Origin of the sequence: Sulfuriferula thiophila (assembly GCF_003864975.1) — a bacterium.
Taxonomy (GTDB): domain Bacteria; phylum Pseudomonadota; class Gammaproteobacteria; order Burkholderiales; family Sulfuriferulaceae; genus Sulfuriferula; species Sulfuriferula thiophila.
Genome location: NZ_BHGL01000007.1, coordinates 416,969 through 437,278 on the forward strand (window position 1 = coordinate 416,969; position 20,310 = coordinate 437,278).

The following is a 20,310-nucleotide window of genomic DNA, read 5'->3' on the forward strand; positions in this document are numbered from 1 at the left end:
CTTTTATCTGACGACAAACAAACCGGATTTGAACTTAGCATTTGCATCATATATCCCTCCCCTTTTTTTCACCAGTATAGTTGCTCCCAACGTCACCTGCTCACACTGCTATTCCCGCTTGATCGCTCTTGAAACAATACTGGCTATTTACCCACCACGCGACACAGGTAAGTGGCCATGCCATCCATAGCGACAACCTGATCGACTGCATCGAGTGCAATTGCCGCGCCAGGCATGCCGTACACCACTGCACTTTCCTGATCCTGAACCAAGGTGTGTCCACCAGCCTGCCGCAATGCCAGCAAGCCATCGGCACCATCTACGCCCATACCGGTAAGCAGCACGCCCACAGCGCGACTTGCACAAGCTGTCGCTACTGACTTGAGCATCACACTGGCCGACGGGCGGAAGCCATTTTCCGGCGCATCCGCGCTCAGTTTCACAACCAGCTTCGAACCCCGCCGGATTACCTGCAAGTGCTGATCATCCGGCGCAAAATACACCGTAGCTGCCTGCAACTGCTCACCCTGTTCCGCCTGCTTGATTTTAAGCGTGGTATTGCCGGCCAGCCAGGATACCAACCCGCCAATAAACCCTTTGGAGATATGCTGGGTCACCACCACAGGCACCGGAAAGTCTGCAGGAAGCAAGCTGAGCATTTTCTGCAACACCTGCGGCCCGCCCGTAGAGCAACCAATTGCTACCAGCTCATAATCCTTTGCTGGCTGCTGCATTGTCAGCGCATAGCTACCGGTACCCGTCGTACGCGATAAAGAGCGCCGCCGGATCACCTTAACCTCAGCCATCGCACGCACCGTTTCCACCAGCTCCCTCCGCACAACTTCGAAATCCGGATGCGCAAAACCGGGCGGCTTTTCTATCACTGACAAAGCCCCCTCCTCTATGGCACGGAAGGTAGTTTGCAACTCTTCATCATCGACACCAGAACTGATGACAACGACGGGCGCCGGATCATTAGCCATAATCATGCGAGTGGCTTCAAAACCATCCATCTCCGGCATGCGGATATCCATGGTAATCAGATCCGGCTTCAGCTCATGTGCCAACTGCACGCCTTCACGGCCATTTTTGGCATGGCCGACAACCTGCATATCGGACTCCGCTTCGAAGATTGCCTTAAGCAATAAGGCAATCACCTGCGAATCTTCAACTATCAGTATGCGTATCATGATGCTCGCGCTTTTTTCATGCTTGTCGGTTATCCGCTTCCATCATTTCAAATCAGTTGCGAGACAACATCCAGCAACGCCTTGGTTTCAAACTGACCTTTGACAATATAGGCATCAGCCCCCACTTCTATGCCGCGCCTGCGGTCAGCCTCATTCGCCAACGAAGTCACAATGATGACGGGCATGTCACGCAAACGCTCGCTCTGCTTGATATGCTCCGCCAACTGAAAACCATCCATCTCCGGCATCTCAACGTCCGAGATCACCAGATCAAACATTTGCTCTTGCAGCAGATTCCAGGCCTGCCTGCCGTCCACCGCCACGCTCACCTGATAACCGGCATGTTCCAAAATACTCTTTTCCAGCGAGCGGGTAGTAATCGAATCATCCACCACCAGCACGCGCGGCGCGACCACGGCTTCCGTCCTCATCCCCGCCATCGGCAATCTTGCCAACGAACTCTTGAGTGCTGAATCCACCAGATCCGCTGAATTCAGCACCATGATGACATCACCGCTACCGGTGAGTGTGCCACCGGTGACATTGCGCACGGCCACCAGCGGTGGTCGAAACGGCTTGACCACCATTTCCCGCTCCCCTAACACCTCATCCACCAGGAAAGCCACGCTGTCCCACCCCTTGGACACCACCACTACCGGCAAGCGCCCCTTATCCAGGCGCTCACCGCCAGTTAGCTCAAGCGCCGCTGCCAGATCACGCAACGGGATCGCCCGACCATGATGCAAGATAGCGTGACTGGCTTCCACCTCGATCACTTCTGCGGGACTGATTTCCATAATACGATCAACAGAAGTAGTCGGTATGGCAAATAAGGCGCCGCCCGCTTTCACCAGCACACCATGATCGCTCGCCAGCGTCACCGGCAGCCGCAGGATGAAACGTGTACCCTTGCCTTCCTCCGTTTCAACCTGCACAGTACCCTTCAGGCTACGCAGGTTGGCTACCACCACATCCAGACCGACACCGCGGCCAGAAATGCTGGTAATAATGTCCTTGCTGGAAAATCCGGGCCTGAAAATCAACCCCAGAATTTCATCCCGGCTCATGGCCGCCAATTCGGTATCTGTAGCGATTTTCTTTTTGCTTGCCGTCCTCGCGATCTTTTCCGCAGAGATGCCGTCGCCATCATCCTGCACAATAATGACTACTTGCCCGCCTTCGCCGCGCACCTCTACCAGCAAGCTACCTTCTGCCGGCTTACCCTTGGACTGCCTATACGCAGGCGTCTCAATACCATGATCCAGCGCGTTACGCAGCAGATGCACCAAAGGATCCCGCATGCCTTCCAGCACCACCCGATCCACTTCGATTTCGTCCCCACGCAACTCAAAATTCACTTTCTTACCGAGCTCGCGGGCGATATCCCGTACCGAACGCGTCATCGGTCGCAACAACGTCGCCACCGGCACCAGCCGCATCATCCGCACATCATCCTGCAAGGTTTCGACCAGTATCCCCAGTCGATTAGTGCTGGAGCGCATATCTCTGTGCATGGCTACTGCGTAAGCATCCAGCTCGGTGATCGCATCGGTATTACGCTGCAGAAACCCTTCCAGCTCATGCAGCGTACTGGATGCCAGATTTGTACTGCGGATACCGCTGCGCCGCCAACTCGTCACCATTTCATGCACCAGCGTTTTGAGACTCTGCATGCTGGCAAGGTGATCTTCCATCTCGATTTTGGTGACCTGCAACTCTTCTATTTGCGCGGCCAGCTTTTCCAGCTTTTCCAGGTTGACACGCACCACATCCGACACCGTCACCGTTTGCGCCTCTATGGGCTTTTCTTGCTCAATAACCACGGCAGCAGGTGTTGATGGTGTCGCCGCTGGCATGGGCACAAGTTCAACAGGTGCCGCTTCCGCCACGGGCGACACCGCAGGCGGTGCAATTGGACTAGTCGCTTCAGGCACTGCATCGCCAGCCACTTTCGCTTCCAGTCGCACTAAAAGGGACACTTTATCAAAAGCCAGCGGCGTATTTTCATTCTGCGCGACCATCGCCTGGCGCATCGCATCCAGCGATTCCAGAGCCAGATCCGTTACCGCGCCATCCGGGTTGGCATTCTGCCGTTTCAGTATGGCAAACATGCTTTCCAGATGATGCGAAATGTCCGAGATATCGGTTAGCCCGACTCCGCGAGCAGCACCTTTAATGTTATGAGCGGCACGAAACACGCCGTCCAGAATATGCTGCCGGGCATCCTCCTGCGCCCCCTTCTCCAGCATGAGCAAGCCATCGGTAATCAACTGGATCTGCTCTTCCAGTTCAATAGCGAAGGTTTCCATCAGCTGACGGAGTAATTCCTGATCCAGCCCCAGTGGCATAACTCAGCTATCCTTGTGCATTGTTGTAACCCCCATCCTGCTCACATCGCCCCTATCAAAGCTTGAATGCACTGACACTTTCGCGCAGTCGTGCAGCCACTTTGACCAGCGCCAACGAAGACGCCTTGCTCTGCTCCACGTTAACGACAAAATACGTAGTCAGTTTGTTGATTTCCGCCATGGCCTGCGCCATTTGATCGATACCAACGACCTCCTGGCGTACGGCTGCGACAATCTGCTGGCTGGCCAGCGTGGTCTCGCTGATCACATCACCCAGATGACGCATCACCTCACCATTACGCCGCACCGATAACACACCGGCATCCACGCCTTTAGTACCTTCCTCTGTCGCCATCACCGCTTTATCGGTGGCGTGCCGTATATCCTGCAGAATTTTCTGCACCTGCACGGTGGATTGCTGCGACTGTTCTGCCAGCTCACGCACCTCTGCGGCAACTACCGCAAACCCTTTACCCGCCTCACCGGCTTTAGCGGCCTCAATCGATGCATTTAGCGCCAGCATTTTGGACTGCTGTGCCAGGCTGGTAACCACTGCGGTAATCTGGCCGATCTGCTGGGTCTGTTCACTCAATGACAATATCGTCCTGGCAATGTCGTCCATGCGTTGACGTATAGCTTCCATCCCCGCTATTCCCAGGCTGATCGAGCTTAAACCCTCTTCACTCTCGCGCCGGGTCTGATCAGCCATATCCCCCAAAGCACGTGCTTTATCCAGCGTCTGCGACGAGATAGCCTTGATCTCGTTCATCGAGGCGGCGGTCTGATTGACTGCCACCGCCTGCTCCGCTGCTCCGGATGACTGCGCTTCAATTGCACCCTGCATTTCATCCAGCACAGTATTCATGGCATTCACCGCATCTTGCGTGCCGGCGGCCACTCGCGCAAGATTCTCGGTCATGGTATTCAGATTTTGCCCTAGTAATGCCAGATCATCTTCACCCGACACCTCAATACGCCGGGTCAGATCGCCTGCCGCGACCTGCTCGATGTGCGCACGCAGTTTTGCCACACGATCCTGAATATCTGCCGCCTTGCGCAACGCGACCAGTTGCTCATGCTCACGGAGGGTTTTTTCTTCCAGCGTCACAGCCAAAGCATTGAAACTTTCCGCGATGCGCATCATTTCATCTTTACCATGAATCTTGATACGAGCAGTCAGGTCTCCCGCGGCGAGCGCCTGAGTACCCTCATCCACTCGGGACAGAGTCTGGCGCATCGCCAGATAAAATCCCGCAAATAGGTAAATACTGAGCAATATCACCAAAGTAATTACTGCGGCTGTAATTAGCTCCTGCATCTTATGTCGCATCAGGCGAGTTTCGAATATCGTATGCAGGGATGGGGTAACAACGTCATTAAGCGCCCAGACTTTGTTTAGAACCTGCGTGCCCTCATCAAAAAACCCCACTGCTGTAGCATTAATATGTGCACTATTAACCAGTTGCACATCAACACGCTGCACAAAATTACGTATACTGGTCAAGGCAGTAAGGCTGGCACCCGCTAGCTGTGACTTGAGCTGGTCATTCGCCTGGTAAGCTATGCGCAGCTCGGCCTCCAATACATTCGCATTTTTTAACAGCGTTTCTTGTCTTAGCTGAAGCACACCACGATTTTCAGGCGACACTTTTTGAGCTGCCTCGACAGTAGTCGCCAGCCCCCGTAATCGTGCCACGGACTCTATCAGGGGGGGCATCCGGTATATCGCAGTAAGCGCAATCAACTGGCTATCAATATCGGGATCCAGCAGCAGGTTGGATGTAATCGCCACATGACGAATCAAGGCATTGATATCAACCAGCAGATTGACATGGGCATTATAGGTTGCAGTGGCCGGCAAATTGAAACCATCCCGTTTCAATACGGCCCATTGATGCTGCAAATCGCGGCTACGCGAACCTACTTTCAACAGACCACCACTTAGCCTGTCTTGCTCAGCGAGATCTGCAAATGCTTTATCAACAGCCACCTCATTCTGCAGCACCTTATCGCGAAAAGATGCTTCACCACGCCGAAAAGCATTCATTCTGCCCCGATGATCAGTTACTTCCCTGAGCACATTATTCAGCGCCTGTATGTACTCGATACCCACTATTTCCTGTTTGGTAGTGGCTGTCTGCACATATAAATCCTTTAACAGCATGAAGCTGAATGTCCCCAGCGGCAGCAGAAAAAGCAAAAAAATCACCAGGAATTTGGTCTTGTAGTTCAACGCCCCCATCAGTTGGATGGCTGGCTGCATGATCCGGTTGCTCATCGTTTTTCCCATTACGAATTATCCCAAGTGGTTACTGAACTTACGCTCACAACTTGTATACGCTGACAGTCTCGCGCAGACGTTCGGCCACATTACGGAATTCACCGGAAGAGGCTTTACTTTGTTGCGCACTGGTAACAAATTGCGAGGTCACTTTATTGATTTCCGACATTGCCAGCGCGACTTGATCGATACCGACTGCTTCCTGACGCACGGCAGCCACAATTTGCTGACTGGCCAACGACGTTTCACGGATCACTTCGCTCAGTTGCCGCATAGCTTCGCCGCTACGCTGTACAGACAACACTCCGCTATCGACGCCTTTACTGCCTTCTTCTGTCGCCATCACCGCCTTATCGGTCGCATGACGAATATCCTGCAGGATCTTCTGCACTTGCGCGGTCGACTGTTGCGACTGCTCTGCCAGCTCCCGCACTTCTGCCGCCACCACAGCGAAACCTTTACCGGCCTCACCTGCTTTGGCGGCCTCAATCGAGGCGTTTAGCGCCAGCATTTTCGACTGCTGTGCCAGATTGGTCACAACGGCCGTGATTTCGCCGATCTGCTGGGTCTGTTCGCTCAGGGACAAGATCGTCTGCGCAATGCCTTCCACCCGCTCGCGTATCGAAGCCATATTGACTACCGCCTGATCCACTGCCGCCATACCCTGCTCGCTTTCACGGCGGGTACGCTCAGCCACCTCACCAAGCATGCGCGCCTTTTCCAGCGTTTGCGCAGAGGTCGCCTTGATTTCTTCCAGTGTCGTTGTGGTCTGATGCACGGATGCCGCCTGTTCCGATGCGCCGGCCGACTGGGCGTTGATCGCATTCTGCATTTGCTCGAGTGAGGTGTACATGGTATTAACCGCTTCCTTGATGCCACTTGCCACACCCGCCAGACTTTCGGTCATGCCATTCAGATTGCCCCCCAGCCGCGCCAGCACGTCTTCACCCTGCACATGCAGGCGCTGTCGCAAATCACCGCCGGCCACATTACCAATGAAATCCTGATACTCATTCAGTCGCGTCTCTATGTCACCTTTGGTCATGCTGACGCCACGCAAGTCCGTCATCAGGCCATGAATGTAGGTGTCCATTGCCAGTTGCGAGTCGAGGGAAATAATCTTGTTGAAGGCCATCAGCGCAGCATCCCGCCGACGTGAACTCCACCAGTATTTGCGGATGATCATCGGAATAATCGCCTGACTGTAGACACTGTAACTGCCCAGATACCAGCGCGGCGTCAATCCGATCTTGTTGTGAATCACGCCGATCTTGAGTCGACGTTCAAAGTAGGCATCACCATAATCACCGTCGAACAATTCCAGCAGATAGCGTTTCTGCGCCATCTTTAGCCGATCCAAATTGGAGCCGGCATCTTTAATTGTGCCCATGAGTTCAGTGTAGCGCTCGATATTGGCATAGAACAGGTCAACGATGTAATCGGCCCTGGCCTCTACCGCGGGACGTAACGCTTTCAGCGCGCGCGCATCATTCTCAGTGAAATCGACAAATTTCTTGCGCGAAGCCTGCCCCGCCAAGTCGATATCCATCAATTGCGTCAGTGACTGCTGATTCATGGTTTCTTTCATCTTTCCCCCGAATATATAGTTAGTCTTTGTATAACATATCTGCTTTATGCCGTACGTCCCACCGTCAACGCGGGATCGGACAACAAACCCGGCACATTCAGCATGGTGACATTACCGCCATGAATACCCAGCACATGCTCCATATTGAACACGCCTTCCGAATTCAGGGGGGGCGCCAGATCAGCCGTGCGAAAATTCTCATTGCCATCAACGCCATCCACCAGCAAGCCGGCACGCATACTGCCATGCTGGATAACGACAATGCGCACCTCCCCGGTTCGCGGCGTCGCGGCAATGCGGAAAAAATGTTTGAGATCGAGCACCGTCAACAGCTCACCGCGATGGTTTACCACGCCGGCAATAAAAGCCGGAGTGCACGGCACGGGCGCGAGGCTGCCCACATACAGCAATTCCTGCAAATGCGCATAGGGAATTCCGTAACGCTCAATTGAGCCCAATCGAAAACACAAAAACTGATCACTGACTTCGTGTTTTTGTTCATTCGCTACGGTGGCCAGCAATTGCGCCCGTTCCTGCAATATCTTGCGAGACAACGCATCGGTGGGCATAAGGGACCACGCGGTCTGCACCCGTTGACTGACTTCTGACTCCCGGTGCAGTGGGGGCATTGCAATATCTGCAGCAACAAAGGTTGATACTCCGGACTCGGCGAAGGCTAGCGCTTCGTCAAACTGGGGTTTGCTGAGCGTCATCTCCCCCAATGAGGCGGACACATCTGTCTGTGAATTTCGCTTTGCCATGCCTTAGCCCTGCACCTTAAGTTGTTCTTTTATTTCTGCGACCAGCTCTGCGAATTCAACCTGGGCCTGTTTGTCCGGCCACTCCGCAACAGAAAGTCCGCGCGCCATCGCCTCCGAATACGCTACCCGATAACCCAGCTTGCTCTGTAACGCGGGCAAGCCCAGTTCCTGCTCCGCCGCTTCGCCCAGTTCGCGAGCCGAGCGGGTGTATCCCCGAAACCGGTTCCAGACGATGCACGCATTCACATCAAGGCGCCGATTACGCGCTTCCGCAATGGTGCGCACCAGATCCGAAGTCGCCCAGATTTCTGCTGCGCTCGCCCCCATAGGGATCAGGCACAGCCGGCTCATAATGAGAATAACACGAATAACTTCGGCCAACCGTGGCGGGCCATCGATGATCACGTAGCTATGTGTTGCCACCAGTTCGCGCGCTTTGCTAACCAATATGCGATGGTCTGCCGCCCCGGTAACGGTGAGCTGCCCCATACGCCCAGCCCGCTCGCGCAGCACCCCCCAGGAAACACTCGTGCCTTGTGGTACATCCGCATCAATCAGCGCAGTGGGCGCCTCCATTGATAACGCTGCGGCCAGATTGGTTGCCAACGTCGAACGCCCTGCTCCGCCCTTCACCTGTACGATACCAATGATACGGCCCACAACCTTCTCCTCTTGTATGCCCTTTACCAGCACATCATGGCTGGCAAATTCACCGCTTATATTTTATTCAGGGACGCCAGCTTGCTGGTTTTCGCACTGTGGCCACCTCGATAAATCTCGATCTCGCTCGCCAGCACCTGCGCAAACCGTTGATAGGTCATACCGCCGGCATTATGCAAACCACGCTGCGGATCACCTGCCAAAGCAAGTTGCAGCGCATTTTCCAGGCTTTTGATCCCGGGCGCCAGACGTCCGCTACGCATGCGCAACATGCCCAGTTCATAGTGCGCTTCCAGAAACGCCCTATCCAGATATAAGGCCTTGCGCAAAGCCTCTTCGGCATCCGCTACCTGATTCAACTCCCCCAGTATCATGGCCTGCACCAGATAGGCATGCTTGTTATCCGGATCCAGTTGCAAGCTGCGCTCACAGGCTTGCTGCGCCTGCTCGGCCCTGCCCAAATTCGCCAACGCCTGGGCTTTCATCTGCTGCAGCATGCTGTTTTCCTCGCCCAGCTCACAGGCTTGCTCGATAATCGCCAGCCCGGCCTCCCAATCGCCACGCCCCAGCATCGCTATCGCCATTTTCACGCGATCCGGCTGGATAACGGGTTGCACAGGTGCTTGCTGACGTTCCGGCAGTTCTGGCCGAGGTGTTTCAGGCACATAAGTCTGTTGCGGTGATACGGCAACAGCCGCTTCCAGCAATGCCGCCTGGGCCACCTGGCTGCGATTGTCGCTAATTGCCCGCGAGTTTTTACGGAAATAGGCCGTTTGATCAGTCTGCTGCCATACCAGCGTAGCGTAGCCATAATCCACCGGATCTGACGCTCCTAGCATCAGCACACCGGATTCCGTCAGGCATTCAGCAAACTGCGCCATAACGCGCCGGATTACCTCACGATCGAGATAAATAAACACATTGCGGCACAGCACCATATCCAGTGCATGGGTTTCACTCATGACGGACGGGAACGCATCTTCGGTCAAATTCAGGTAGGCAAATCGCACCATACTGCGCACTTCTGCATCCAGCACATACTCCGTATCGACCTTGGAAAACCAGCGCTCTATTACTGCGGGCGGCGTTGCCCGAAACGACCATTCAGAGTAGCGACCCTGCATCGCTTTGGCGACGACTTCAGTATTGATATCCGTACCCAATAAGTGAATACGCCAGGAAGCAATATCAGGAATCAGTTGCCTTAGCATCAGGGCTAACGTGTATATTTCCTGTCCCATGGAACAACCGGCACTCCAGATGCGCAGCGACAAATCGCCTGACACGCGTTTGGCGGCAATCATCTCGGGTAACAGTTGTTCGCGCAGCAGGGAAATTTGTTCGCTGTCACGAAAAAAATAACTCTCACCTACCGTCACACCCGCAATCAGAAATTCCAGCTCAGCAGTCAAGCCTTGTGAAGATTCCAGATTTTGCAAATAGTGGGGGCATCCGGGGAAATTAAAACGCTCGCATCCCAGACGAATGGTTTCACGCAGATTTGGTAATTGGTGATCCTGCAACACGATACCGGTGCGACGGGCAATGGCCCGGCAAAAAGCCTCTTCGCAGGCGGCACTGAGCTCAATTGCGTCACCAAGCTCACCGGCAAGCACTGTCACGATACTTTCGCCCTTAATTCAGATTGAGCCTCGCCACTCGCCCCATACAAATCGAATGTTGTCAGCCAGCCAGAATCCAGCAGATATGCCAGCCCCTGCTGGGTATGCAATGAAGCACTAAACGCTGCGCCATGCCCGCCCAGTTCCCGGGCAAGCTGCATATCCTCACGATTCAGCATCTGTATACCGATAATTTCGCTGACGATCACCCCAACCCGCCGGCCATCATGTGCGCATACGACTATCGGTGTGTCCAAACTGTAAGGCGCTGCCGGCAATAGCAGCCGAACAGCAATATCGATTACCGGCAGGCTGCTGCCCGCGTAATTCATAATACCAGCCACCGCAGGCGCACCGCCGGGAACAGGCTGCAAAGCGACCAGCGAAAAGGTGCGTTCCACGCACTCCAGCTCGATACACACCAGCAGCCCACCCGCTCTTGCCACAAGCACCTGATAAGCCTGGGATACAGGCTGCGGGGTAATGGCCGAGTGATTATCCGTCTCTGTTGCTGTCATATCAGCCCTTTGCATACCAGTTCAGCACGACGAGGAATGCGAATGCCAGCCATCTTGTTTGCACGGTCTTGTTCACATCATCTCCACTTATTTTTCTTATTTTATAGTTTAGCAACCAACCGCCTGTCGTGGCTTACAAGCCGCTTCCGCCTTCCTTATGCCGCAATTTGATAAATTCCTGCATTGCAGCCAATAGCACACCACCTGTGCGCGCATCTCGTGGAATAATCAAATCAGGCGCCACACCTGCAGGAATCTGCAAATCAGGCGTAGAGGTGATGAGTATGGCATGAATATGCTGATTCGGGCATTGGCACAAACGCAACGCACCGATCAGCGCAGCACCATTAAGCATGGGCATTTCATAACCCGTAATAACCATATCGAAACGATACTGCAGCAACTGCTCCAGCGCAGCATATCCATTGTCAGCCAGAGAAAACTGTATGGGCAGCTCCCTGAGCATACCCAAATACAGCGTCACATTCACTTTGGACGGTTCCAACAACAGCACGGAAAGTTTTTTACCAACACTGACTGCACGCATGCCGGCCATTGCGCTTTCGATTTCAGGGAAAACAGTTTGCCCGCGCGCAGCGGCGGTAGCGGCTTGCTGCATCAAATCCAGATAGGCGATACATCGATCGAGAAAGACATCATTCACCAGGTCAGCATTACCCGTGACAGTATTGAGCGTCTCTTCCAGTTGATGACAAATAGCGCTGACAATAGGGATGCCGTAGGTGCCGGCACTGCCTTTCAGACTATGGGTTTTACGATACAACTCTTCAAATCGCTGCACGAATTCACCCGTGCGACTCAAGTCCAGTACAAGCTGCTCCAACTCGTTGATGCGCTCTGGCAATTCAACAAGATAATTTGCCTTCAGCTGCTGCAGTAACATCTGAGCCTTGGAAAGGCCTGCACTATGTGAAGTATCGACCATAACTATTTAATAGAATTGAGATTAGTTGTGATCAGGTTAAATGATTCCTGTGAAGACTGCAATAAGCCACAAATCCGGTTACGCAGAAAGCAGAAAGCAAAAGGCAAAAGGCAAAAGGCAAAAAAAGGGTGTCGCCGTAGCGTACACCCCTTTGAGATAACTCAGCGTTAAATCCCCGCCGCCGATTTCAATGCTTCGGCTTTATCGGTAGCTTCCCAGGTAAACTCCGGCTCGTCACGGCCAAAGTGGCCATAACTGGCAGTACGCGTGTAGATCGGGCGTAACAGATTGAGCGTCTGAATAATCGCTTTCGGACGCAGATCAAAATGCGCTTCGACCAGCTGCGCAATACGTTCGTCGCTGATCTTGCCCGTGCCGAAGGTATTTACCATCAGCGACACCGGACGTGCCACACCAATTGCGTAAGCCACCTGCACCAGGCATTTGCTGGCCAGACCGGCTGCCACAATATTCTTGGCCACGTAACGACCGGCATAAGCCGCAGAACGATCCACCTTGCTAGGATCTTTACCGGAGAATGCGCCACCACCATGCGGCGCGGCACCGCCATAGGTATCGACGATGATCTTGCGGCCAGTCAAACCAGCGTCGCCCATCGGGCCGCCGATGACAAATCGACCGGTCGGATTAACCAGATAACGCACATCCTGTTTCAGCATGTCGGCTGGAATAACCGGCTTAATGATTTCTTCAATCACCGCTTCCTGAATCTGCGCATGCGACACATCGGGATGATGCTGGGTGGACAGCACCACGGTATCGACATGCTGTGGCTTGCCGTCGACGTAACGAATCGATACTTGCGATTTCGCATCCGGACGCAACCAGGGCAGACGACCATCTTTGCGCAGCTCCGCCTGGCGTTCAACTAGTCGATGCGCCAGATAAATCGGCATCGGCATTAAGGATGGCGTTTCGTCACAGGCATAACCGAACATCAAGCCCTGATCACCCGCGCCCTGATCCAGATCCAGCCCCTGACCTTCGTTCACGCCTTGTGCGATATCAGCGGACTGTTTGCCAAAGGTGGTTAATACGGAACAGGTATTGTAGTCAAAACCGATTTCCGAACTGTCGTAACCGATACGCTTCACGGTCTGCCGCGCAATCTGGTTGTAATCAATCATGGCGTGGGTCGTAATCTCGCCGGCGATTACCACCAATCCGGTCGTAACCAGCGTTTCACAGGCAACGCGGGCATGAGGGTCTTGCGTCAGGATAGCGTCGAGAACGGCATCGGAAATCTGGTCAGCGACTTTGTCGGGATGACCTTCGGAAACGGATTCGGAGGTGAAAATATAATCTTGCATGGCACACACGCCTTTCTGTTAAAGACAAAAAAGTAAGACGTGAGCGTCGTTGCTATGAGAACGGTTTGAGCCTGGCGGGATGACCCCGTCGCAACGCTCCTCAAACCAAGGCGACATTCTAGCGGAGTCTCTCGCATGTGTATAGATTCACAGCAAATTCAATCCACGCACAAACAGGTCTTGGGTTAAAATAGCACGAGCTACACTAGCTGAATGCAGTTACTCATATAACATCAGGATCGCCATATATCTTGTATACGCTACACTTACATAACCGATTTCATCTCATGCTTACATTCGCACCAGCGAATTTTGCCATTTATTGATCGTTTATAAATGCGCCTGCTTTTACTCCGTTTACTGGCCAAATTACCGTTACGCTTCTGGCATATGCTCGGCGCATTCGGTGGCAGACTGATCTATCGTTATGATAAACGCTACGCTGCAAAAATAGAGCAAAACCTGGCACAAAGCCACATCGCTGGCGATGACTCGGCCTATCACCAGCTATTGCAGCAGACTGTACGCGAAATAGGCAAAGGTGCGGCGGAAATTCTGCCGATCTGGCTGCGCCCGTATGAGGATGTGCTGAAACTGGTCAAAGCGTGTCACGGCTGGGAGCACGTCGAAGCCGCCGCCCAATCGGGCAAAGGCATATTGGCCATGACCCCGCATTTAGGCTGTTTTGAGATTGTCAGCCTGTATTACGCCGCCCGCCGCCCGATGACAGTGATGTATAAACCACCTCGCCAACGCTGGGTGGAAGGCATCATGCGTGCAGGGCGCGCGCGCGGCCAAATCAGCCTGGCCACCACCGATGTCAAGGGTGTACGTGCATTACTGACCGCCCTAAAAAAAGGCGAAGCTGTTGGCGTGCTGCCTGATCAGGTCGCCAGCCGTGGCGAAGGCGCATGGGCCAATTTTTTTGGCCGCCCGGCTTACACACCCACGCTGGTGTCACGCCTGCACCAGTCTACCGGCGCGATACCCTTGCTGATGTTTGGTGAACGCCTACCTCACGGGCAAGGCTACATTATTCACATTGAGCCGCTACCAGCCGATTTGAGTGGCGATAAACAACAGGCAGCTCAAGCGCTCAATACCGCTCTGGAACACCTTATCTGCCAATTTCCGGCCCAGTATTTATGGAGCTACAACCGTTACAAACGCCCGGGTGGCGTTGAGCCTCCGGCTGAACCGACATGATAGCGTCCCGTCTCGGCATTTTCATACTATGGCTGATTCACTGGCTGCCCTTGGCGCTGCAAGCCCGCATAGGCAACGCGTTGGGCATGCTGCTCTACCATCTCGCAGCCAAGCGCCGCAAAATTGGCGCCATTAACCTGTCCCTATGCTTTCCCGAATGGCCGCAGGCGCAGCGTGACAATGTGCTGCAACGCCATTTCCAGGCCATGACCCGCGCCGCAATAGAACACGGCGAATTATGGTGGTCTGACCGCAAACGCATTAACAAGATAGTCAGAATAGAAGGCCTGGCTCACTTTCAGGCTGAATATGGGCAACCACTCATTTTGCTGGCGCCGCATTTCATTGGCCTGGACATGGGTGGCGTACGCATCAGCACTGAATATGCTCCACTGGTATCGATGTATAGCCGGCTTAAAAACCCATTATTCGATCAGCTCATGTTGCATGCTCGCACCCGGTTCGGCCAATCCAAATTAATCTCGCGGCATGACGGTGTACGCCCGCTGATACGCGAAATGAAACTGGGCGCGCCTTTATATTATTTGCCCGATCAGGATTTCGGTGCCAAAGATGCGCTGTTCGTTCCGTTTTTCGGCGTTCCCACCGCGACAGTCAATGCCCTGCCACGCATTGCAAAACTGGCTCATGCCAAGGTCATGCCAGCCGTCACGCGACAATTACCAGATGGTCAGGGCTATGTGATACAGTTTTATCCACCGTGGGATAATTTCCCCAGCGACGACATGACAGCCGATGTCACGCGCATGAATGCGTTTATCGAGGAGCGGGTACGGGAAATGCCGGAACAATATTTCTGGCTGCACAAGCGTTTCAAAACACGCCCTCCCGGTGAAGCCAAATTCTATCCATGATGATGAACCTATGAAATTGAAATTTACTAAAATGCACGGCGCAGGTAATGACTTTGTGGTGATTGATGCTATCTCCCAGCCCGTCAACCTCAGCACTGCACAGGTGCGCTGGATAGCTGACCGCCATTTTGGTGTCGGTTGTGACCAGCTCTTGCTGGTGGAACGCCCTACACGTGACGATGCGGATTTCCGTTATCGCATCTTCAACGCAGACGGCAGCGAGGTTGAACAATGCGGTAATGGCGCGCGCTGCTTTGTGCGTTTTGTTCACGACCACGGTCTGACCCAGCAACGTGAAATTCGTGTTGAAACCGCTTCCGGACTGATCTTCCCGCGACTGGAGGATGATGGCCGCGTCACCGTCAACATGGGTGCACCACGCTTTGAGCCAGCCGACATCCCTTTTGTAGCAGATCAGCGGGCGCTCACTTACCCGCTTGAAGTCAACGGCACTACGGTAGAGATTAACGCACTCTCCATGGGTAACCCGCATGCCGTGCAAATTGTGGATAATGTCGACACCGCTCCTGTTGCAGAGACAGGCGCGGTGATAGAGCATCACCCGCGCTTCCCCAAGCGCGTGAATGCCGGTTTTATGCAAATTATCGACCGTGGGCACATTCGTTTGCGCGTGTTTGAACGCGGTGCCGGCGAAACTTTGGCATGCGGCACGGGAGCATGCGCTGCCGTGGTTGCGGGTATCAGCCGCGGCTTGTTGCAGCCCAAGGTTGATGTCACCACGCATGGCGGTATCCTGACCATAGAATGGGCGGGGGGCGACAATCCTGTCTGGTTAACCGGCCCTACTGTAAACGTATTTGAAGCAGAACTCATACTGGAATAATATTGGTATTATGAAATCCGAAGACATTTCGCGTTATCTGGCTACGCACCCAGAATTTTTTGACGAGCATCCGCATTTATTAACGGATATTCGCGTCAGCCATCCCTTTGAAGGTCGGGCGATTTCCATTGCTGAGCGCCAGATATTGAATCTGCGTGACAAAACCACTCTGCTCGAGACCAAGCTGGCAGAGCTGATCAAATTTGGCGAAGAAAACGACGCCATTTCGCAAAAAATGCAGCATATCGCGGTGGCCATGATGGCTGCACGCGATTTGCCCACGCTGATCCATGCACTGTATCTGAATTTGCGCGAAGACTTTGCCATCCCCCACGCAGCACTGAGAATATGGCAAGCAGCTGGCGACGACATTGAGTTTTCCCCCTGCTCCGATGAGGTCAAAGGCTGGGTCGACAACATGCCCCATCCACAATGTGGTGCTTACCTGCACCCCGAGGCACTCACCTGGCTTGGCGACACCAGCCATTTGCGTTCGTATGCCGCTATTCCGCTTAAAAACCATCAGGTGGTTGGCGTACTGTTGCTGGCTTCTGAAGACGCGCAGCGTTTTTACCCGCAAATGGGCACGCTCTACCTGCAACGCCTGGGTGAATTGATTGCTGCGGGGTTGCAACGACTGTTGCCGTGAATACCGGGCTGGTAGACGCCTATTTAACTCACCTTGCCGCCGAGCGTGGCTTGTCGCCTCATACCATCAGCAATTATGCACGTGACGTGCGCGTCTTGCTCAGCCACATTGGCACAACCGCACTCGCCGATATTCATGCACATGACATTCGGCGCATCATCGCCACCCTGCATGCCCGCGGCCTGTCCGGTAAAAGTCTGGCACGCACCTTATCCGCCTGGCGTGGTTTTTATCATTATCTGGATAAACGCCATGGCTATGCGCACAATCCCTGCACCGGACTGCGCGCCCCTAAATATGCCCGCACCTTACCGCATAGCCTGTCAGTAGAGCAGGTTGCCCACTTGCTGGATACTCCGGATGATTCGGCACTGGCAGTGCGTGACAACGCCATGTTTGAATTATTTTATTCTTCTGGTTTGCGTTTGTCCGAGCTGGCAACGCTAAAATTGGCACAACTTGATTTAAACCAGGCCGAGATTCAGGTTACCGGCAAAGGTAACAAAACCCGACTGATCCCGCTCGGGAGCCAGGCTATTGCAGCTATGCAACACTGGCTGACACAACGCAATGACGCAGGCGACTACATTTTTCCCGGTCGTAATGGCAAGCATTTGACCCAGCGCGCCATCGCACTGCGGCTCAAACACCGAGCGCAGCGAACCGGCCTGGATGCCAAAGTCCATCCCCACGTATTACGCCATGCCTTTGCTTCACACCTGCTGCAGTCTTCTGGTGACCTGCGTGCAGTACAAGAACTGCTGGGGCATGCCAGCATCAGCACCACACAGATTTATACTCAGCTGGACTTTCAGCACCTGGCGGCCACCTACGACCTGGCACACCCGCGTGCCAAAAAGAAACCCTGATTTTCCATAACCCCATCTTTATTACAGACGTAAAAAAACAGGATGCTCAGGACAGAATTCACATTCTGTTATTCCTGAAGCATCCTGCTTCCAGCCTAACCTGAACCACTAGTTTGGCAAAACCTGCTTAACGTTCGCCTTGTACGGTAACGTTAATATCAACTACCACATCGGTATGCAATGCGATGCTCACTGGGAACTCGCCGATTGCTTTCAATGGGCCGTTAGGCATGCGAACTTCAGCCTTGGCAACTTCAAAACCATTTTTATTCAACGCTTCAGCAATATCAGCATTGGTAACAGAGCCGAACAAACGACCATCCATACCCGCTTTTTGCGAAACAACTAAAGCGTAGTCAGCCAATTTCTCGGCACGTGCTTGCGCAGCTGCCAATGTGGCCGCCTGCGCTTTTTCTAATTCAGCACGCTTCTCTTCAAAAAACTTAAGGTTAGCTGAAGTTGCGCGTTTTGCCTTACCTTGAGGGATAAGGAAGTTACGTGCATAACCATCTTTAACTTTAACGACATCACCCAACGTACCGAGGTTGACCACTTTTTCCATCAGAATAATTTGCATAGTGATCTCCTTAATGCAAGTCGGTGTAAGGCATCAGCGCAAGGAAACGAGCGCGCTTGATAGCGGTAGACAACTGGCGTTGAAAACGGGTTTTGGTACCAGTGATACGTGCTGGAATAATTTTGCCGTTTTCAGCAACGAAATCTTTCAATAACTCAGCGTCTTTGTAATCAACCCAGGCAATACCTTCAACGGTAAAGCGGCAGAACTTGCGACGTTTGAACAACTGACGGGAACCTTCCCGGCGTTTTGTGTTTTTGCTGTTAGTTGGACGAGGCATGATGCACTCCTATCTAAATGTTTTCTAAGCTGCAAATATGCAGCACTATCTGTTGACTCTTTTGACTCTTCTGCGCGAGAAAGCCAGTAACACGAAGGGGTTGCGCCAGATTCAGCTGACTTACTTTACGCGCCATCTCGCCAATTGCAATGGCGGGAATCTCTACTTGCACCATACGTTCGCTGTTGGCCTCTATCTGTTTCGATTCGTGCCGAATCCGGCATTCAATCAGAGGCACACCAGCAGGTGTATAACGTAAGGCTTCGAGTTGGGCTAGCGTTCCGGTAAGTAAAAGCTGATTGGCTTCCAACCGCTTTAGGCTACTTCTTCTACGTCGGATTCAACCTTAGCTTCAGGGGTAGTCAATGAGCGTGACTTTTCTTCCTTCATCATTGGTGAAGGTGCAGTAACGGCTTCATCCATACGCACGGTAAGATGGCGCAACACTGCATCGTTGAATTTAAAGCCATGCTCTAATTCATCGAGAGTTTCTTGATCACATTCAATGTTCATTAACACATAGTGTGCTTTGTGAACCTTTTGAATAGGGTAAGCCATCTGACGACGGCCCCAGTCTTCCAAACGGTGAATTTGGCCACTACGCGTGGTGACTTGGTTGCGGTAACGCTCGATCATCGCAGGCACTTGCTCGCTTTGATCCGGGTGTACGATAAACACGATTTCATAATGACGCATGCAAAACTCCTTCTGGTTAAAGCCCTCCGTGCGTAAGCGGTAGGGCAAGGGGGAAACCGCGCATTATATTGGGTATTCAGATGCTTAGCAAGCATTTATCCACACCGCGCGACATTACCCGTCAAGGGACTCTCGTTCTGCCACTCGACCACACAACACGACAACTAGCCGATAAAATCTTCCAGCATTTGCATTTCCGCCGGACTAAATCCTGCCGCCAGGCGCGCCTCGGTGTGCAACGGCCCGCGCAGCTTGGGTGCATTGAATTCGCGCAGCAACGATCTGAACGTCGCAATCGGCTCCAGGCCGCGCAGCTCGCAGAAATAGGCATACCAGCGGTTCCCGATGGCCACATGCCCGATCTCGTCACGCAAAATGATGGTCAGGATATCGGCAGAAGACTGCGCACCACACGATGCCAACCGGTGCATGATCATCGGTAACGCATCCAGCCCGCGCGCTTCCAGCACCCGAGGCACCAATGCCATGCGCACCATAGGATCATGCGCGGTGCTGATTGCCATATCCCACAGGCCGTTGTGGGCGGTGAAATCTCCATAATCAAAACCCAGCGTACGCAAATGATCACGCAACAAGGAGAAATGATAAGCCTCTTCGGCCGCTACACGCAGCCAGTCAGCATAGTAATCCACGGGTAAATCACGGAAGCGGTACACCGCATCCAGCGCAAGATTAATGGCATTGAATTCGATATGCGCCAGCGAATGCATCAACGCCGCCCGCCCCTCGGGGGTTGATGGCTTGCGTTTCCCTACCAGCAACGCAGAAACCATCTCCGGCCTGGCCGGACGGCCGGGGACAGGGATCGGTATCGCAGGAATAGTCGTAGCAGAGCTGACAATTTCACCTGACTCCCATGCTTGTCGCAATGCGGCAACTTGCACCAGCTTGCGATCCACATCGGCCGTCTGTAAACAATCAAGCGCACGGGAGAAAAGATTTTCAGACATAGTCTATTACACCGGAACAATCAGAAAGTTGCCGAATTATAGAGCCTCACGGACAACAAATCTAACCAGCCGATGCAACAGTCTTCACCAACAAGAAC

The 20,310-nt window shown here is 53.4% G+C and carries 20 protein-coding genes and 1 riboswitch; of the genes, 5 read left to right on the plus strand and 15 right to left on the minus strand.

What is annotated here, in order from left to right; translation table 11 throughout:
* Positions 1–143: 143 nt before the first annotated feature.
* The 10 genes from cheB to metK all read right to left on the minus strand — a co-directional run bounded on the left by cheB (position 144) and on the right by metK (position 13,245).
* The gene (cheB, locus tag EJE49_RS06785) at positions 144–1,190 is read right to left on the minus strand and encodes a chemotaxis-specific protein-glutamate methyltransferase CheB (protein ID WP_124949645.1); all 1,047 of its coding nucleotides are present in this window, start codon (positions 1,188–1,190) and stop codon (positions 144–146) included.
* A 47-nt stretch (positions 1,191–1,237) separates the two neighbouring features.
* Positions 1,238–3,538, minus strand: coding sequence for a hybrid sensor histidine kinase/response regulator (locus EJE49_RS06790; RefSeq protein ID WP_124949646.1), 2,301 nt, complete (start codon positions 3,536–3,538; stop codon positions 1,238–1,240).
* Positions 3,539–3,593: 55 nt separating this feature from the next.
* Positions 3,594–5,801: a methyl-accepting chemotaxis protein gene (locus EJE49_RS06795; protein WP_189941743.1), complete on the minus strand. Its 2,208-nt coding sequence runs from the start codon at positions 5,799–5,801 to the stop codon at positions 3,594–3,596.
* A 61-nt stretch (positions 5,802–5,862) separates the two neighbouring features.
* A complete protein-coding gene (locus EJE49_RS06800; protein ID WP_124949648.1) occupies positions 5,863–7,407 on the minus strand; it encodes a methyl-accepting chemotaxis protein in 1,545 nt (514 codons plus the stop codon).
* A 44-nt stretch (positions 7,408–7,451) separates the two neighbouring features.
* Positions 7,452–8,168, minus strand: a complete 717-nt coding sequence (locus EJE49_RS06805) for a chemotaxis protein CheW (RefSeq protein ID WP_124949649.1) — start codon at positions 8,166–8,168, stop codon at positions 7,452–7,454.
* A gap of 3 nt (positions 8,169–8,171) precedes the next feature.
* Positions 8,172–8,828 (minus strand): nucleotide-binding protein, encoded by a 657-nt coding sequence (locus EJE49_RS06810; protein ID WP_189941744.1) that lies wholly within the window; start codon positions 8,826–8,828, stop codon positions 8,172–8,174.
* 56 nt (positions 8,829–8,884) lie between these two features.
* Complete coding sequence (locus EJE49_RS06815) at positions 8,885–10,450, minus strand: CheR family methyltransferase (protein ID WP_124949651.1); 1,566 nt, start codon at positions 10,448–10,450, stop codon at positions 8,885–8,887.
* Complete coding sequence (locus tag EJE49_RS06820) at positions 10,447–10,968, minus strand: chemotaxis protein CheW (RefSeq protein WP_223246779.1); 522 nt, start codon at positions 10,966–10,968, stop codon at positions 10,447–10,449. Before EJE49_RS06820 ends, EJE49_RS06815 begins: the two co-directional genes overlap by 4 nt.
* Before the next feature lie 133 nt (positions 10,969–11,101).
* Positions 11,102–11,872 carry a response regulator gene (locus EJE49_RS06825; protein WP_189941746.1) on the minus strand — a complete coding sequence of 257 codons (771 nt, stop codon included), beginning with the start codon at positions 11,870–11,872 and terminating at the stop codon, positions 11,102–11,104.
* Positions 11,873–12,081: 209 nt separating this feature from the next.
* Entirely contained in the window at positions 12,082–13,245 is a 1,164-nt protein-coding gene (gene metK, locus EJE49_RS06830; RefSeq protein ID WP_124949654.1) for a methionine adenosyltransferase, read from the minus strand.
* 34 nt (positions 13,246–13,279) lie between these two features.
* Positions 13,280–13,353: riboswitch (S-adenosyl-L-homocysteine riboswitch) on the minus strand.
* A gap of 228 nt (positions 13,354–13,581) precedes the next feature.
* Here metK and EJE49_RS06835 point away from each other — a divergent pair.
* Genes EJE49_RS06835 through xerC form a run of 5 tightly spaced genes read left to right on the plus strand, consistent with a single transcriptional unit; the run spans position 13,582 to position 17,688 of the window.
* Positions 13,582–14,451: a lysophospholipid acyltransferase family protein gene (locus EJE49_RS06835; RefSeq protein ID WP_124949655.1), complete on the plus strand. Its 870-nt coding sequence runs from the start codon at positions 13,582–13,584 to the stop codon at positions 14,449–14,451.
* Entirely contained in the window at positions 14,448–15,326 is an 879-nt protein-coding gene (locus EJE49_RS06840; protein WP_124949656.1) for an LpxL/LpxP family acyltransferase, read from the plus strand. The genes EJE49_RS06835 and EJE49_RS06840 overlap by 4 nt, the downstream gene beginning before the upstream one ends.
* A gap of 10 nt (positions 15,327–15,336) precedes the next feature.
* Positions 15,337–16,170 carry a diaminopimelate epimerase gene (gene dapF, locus EJE49_RS06845; protein ID WP_124949657.1) on the plus strand — a complete coding sequence of 278 codons (834 nt, stop codon included), beginning with the start codon at positions 15,337–15,339 and terminating at the stop codon, positions 16,168–16,170.
* A 10-nt stretch (positions 16,171–16,180) separates the two neighbouring features.
* On the plus strand, positions 16,181–16,819 hold the full coding sequence (locus EJE49_RS06850; RefSeq protein WP_124949658.1) for a DUF484 family protein: 639 nt from the start codon (positions 16,181–16,183) through the stop codon (positions 16,817–16,819).
* On the plus strand, positions 16,816–17,688 hold the full coding sequence (xerC, locus tag EJE49_RS06855; RefSeq protein ID WP_189941748.1) for a tyrosine recombinase XerC: 873 nt from the start codon (positions 16,816–16,818) through the stop codon (positions 17,686–17,688). The genes EJE49_RS06850 and xerC overlap by 4 nt, the downstream gene beginning before the upstream one ends.
* Positions 17,689–17,815: 127 nt before the next feature.
* Here the strand turns inward: xerC and rplI are convergent, their stop codons facing one another.
* The 5 genes from rplI to EJE49_RS06880 all read right to left on the minus strand — a co-directional run bounded on the left by rplI (position 17,816) and on the right by EJE49_RS06880 (position 20,212).
* Positions 17,816–18,265 carry a 50S ribosomal protein L9 gene (gene rplI / locus EJE49_RS06860; protein ID WP_124949660.1) on the minus strand — a complete coding sequence of 150 codons (450 nt, stop codon included), beginning with the start codon at positions 18,263–18,265 and terminating at the stop codon, positions 17,816–17,818.
* A gap of 10 nt (positions 18,266–18,275) precedes the next feature.
* The gene (gene rpsR, locus EJE49_RS06865; RefSeq protein WP_087445861.1) at positions 18,276–18,545 is read right to left on the minus strand and encodes a 30S ribosomal protein S18; all 270 of its coding nucleotides are present in this window, start codon (positions 18,543–18,545) and stop codon (positions 18,276–18,278) included.
* Positions 18,546–18,558: 13 nt separating this feature from the next.
* Positions 18,559–18,855, minus strand: coding sequence for a primosomal replication protein N (gene priB, locus EJE49_RS06870; RefSeq protein ID WP_124949661.1), 297 nt, complete (start codon positions 18,853–18,855; stop codon positions 18,559–18,561).
* A 5-nt stretch (positions 18,856–18,860) separates the two neighbouring features.
* A complete protein-coding gene (gene rpsF / locus EJE49_RS06875; RefSeq protein WP_124949662.1) occupies positions 18,861–19,241 on the minus strand; it encodes a 30S ribosomal protein S6 in 381 nt (126 codons plus the stop codon).
* A gap of 164 nt (positions 19,242–19,405) precedes the next feature.
* Positions 19,406–20,212 carry a ferritin-like domain-containing protein gene (locus tag EJE49_RS06880; protein ID WP_124949663.1) on the minus strand — a complete coding sequence of 269 codons (807 nt, stop codon included), beginning with the start codon at positions 20,210–20,212 and terminating at the stop codon, positions 19,406–19,408.
* Between the last annotated feature and the right edge of the window lie 98 nt (positions 20,213–20,310).

Bases quoted from the DNA above. Each gene is read 5' to 3' on its own strand.
- rpsR (WP_087445861.1), bottom strand. From the start codon at position 18,545: ATGCCTCGTCCAACTAACAGCAAAAACACAAAACGCCGGGAAGGTTCC.
- EJE49_RS06805 (WP_124949649.1), bottom strand. From the start codon at position 8,168: ATGGCAAAGCGAAATTCACAGACAGATGTGTCCGCCTCATTGGGGGAG.
- EJE49_RS06800 (WP_124949648.1), bottom strand. From the start codon at position 7,407: ATGAAAGAAACCATGAATCAGCAGTCACTGACGCAATTGATGGATATC.
- EJE49_RS06790 (WP_124949646.1), bottom strand. From the start codon at position 3,538: ATGCCACTGGGGCTGGATCAGGAATTACTCCGTCAGCTGATGGAAACC.
- dapF (WP_124949657.1), top strand. From the start codon at position 15,337: ATGAAATTGAAATTTACTAAAATGCACGGCGCAGGTAATGACTTTGTG.
- cheB (WP_124949645.1), bottom strand. From the start codon at position 1,190: ATGATACGCATACTGATAGTTGAAGATTCGCAGGTGATTGCCTTATTG.
- EJE49_RS06850 (WP_124949658.1), top strand. From the start codon at position 16,181: ATGAAATCCGAAGACATTTCGCGTTATCTGGCTACGCACCCAGAATTT.
- EJE49_RS06835 (WP_124949655.1), top strand. From the start codon at position 13,582: ATGCGCCTGCTTTTACTCCGTTTACTGGCCAAATTACCGTTACGCTTC.
- EJE49_RS06825 (WP_189941746.1), bottom strand. From the start codon at position 11,872: ATGTTACTGCAGCAGCTGAAGGCAAATTATCTTGTTGAATTGCCAGAG.
- EJE49_RS06820 (WP_223246779.1), bottom strand. From the start codon at position 10,968: ATGACAGCAACAGAGACGGATAATCACTCGGCCATTACCCCGCAGCCT.
- EJE49_RS06795 (WP_189941743.1), bottom strand. From the start codon at position 5,801: ATGCAGCCAGCCATCCAACTGATGGGGGCGTTGAACTACAAGACCAAA.
- rpsF (WP_124949662.1), bottom strand. From the start codon at position 19,241: ATGCGTCATTATGAAATCGTGTTTATCGTACACCCGGATCAAAGCGAG.
- EJE49_RS06880 (WP_124949663.1), bottom strand. From the start codon at position 20,212: ATGTCTGAAAATCTTTTCTCCCGTGCGCTTGATTGTTTACAGACGGCC.
- EJE49_RS06840 (WP_124949656.1), top strand. From the start codon at position 14,448: ATGATAGCGTCCCGTCTCGGCATTTTCATACTATGGCTGATTCACTGG.
- metK (WP_124949654.1), bottom strand. From the start codon at position 13,245: ATGCAAGATTATATTTTCACCTCCGAATCCGTTTCCGAAGGTCATCCC.
- rplI (WP_124949660.1), bottom strand. From the start codon at position 18,265: ATGCAAATTATTCTGATGGAAAAAGTGGTCAACCTCGGTACGTTGGGT.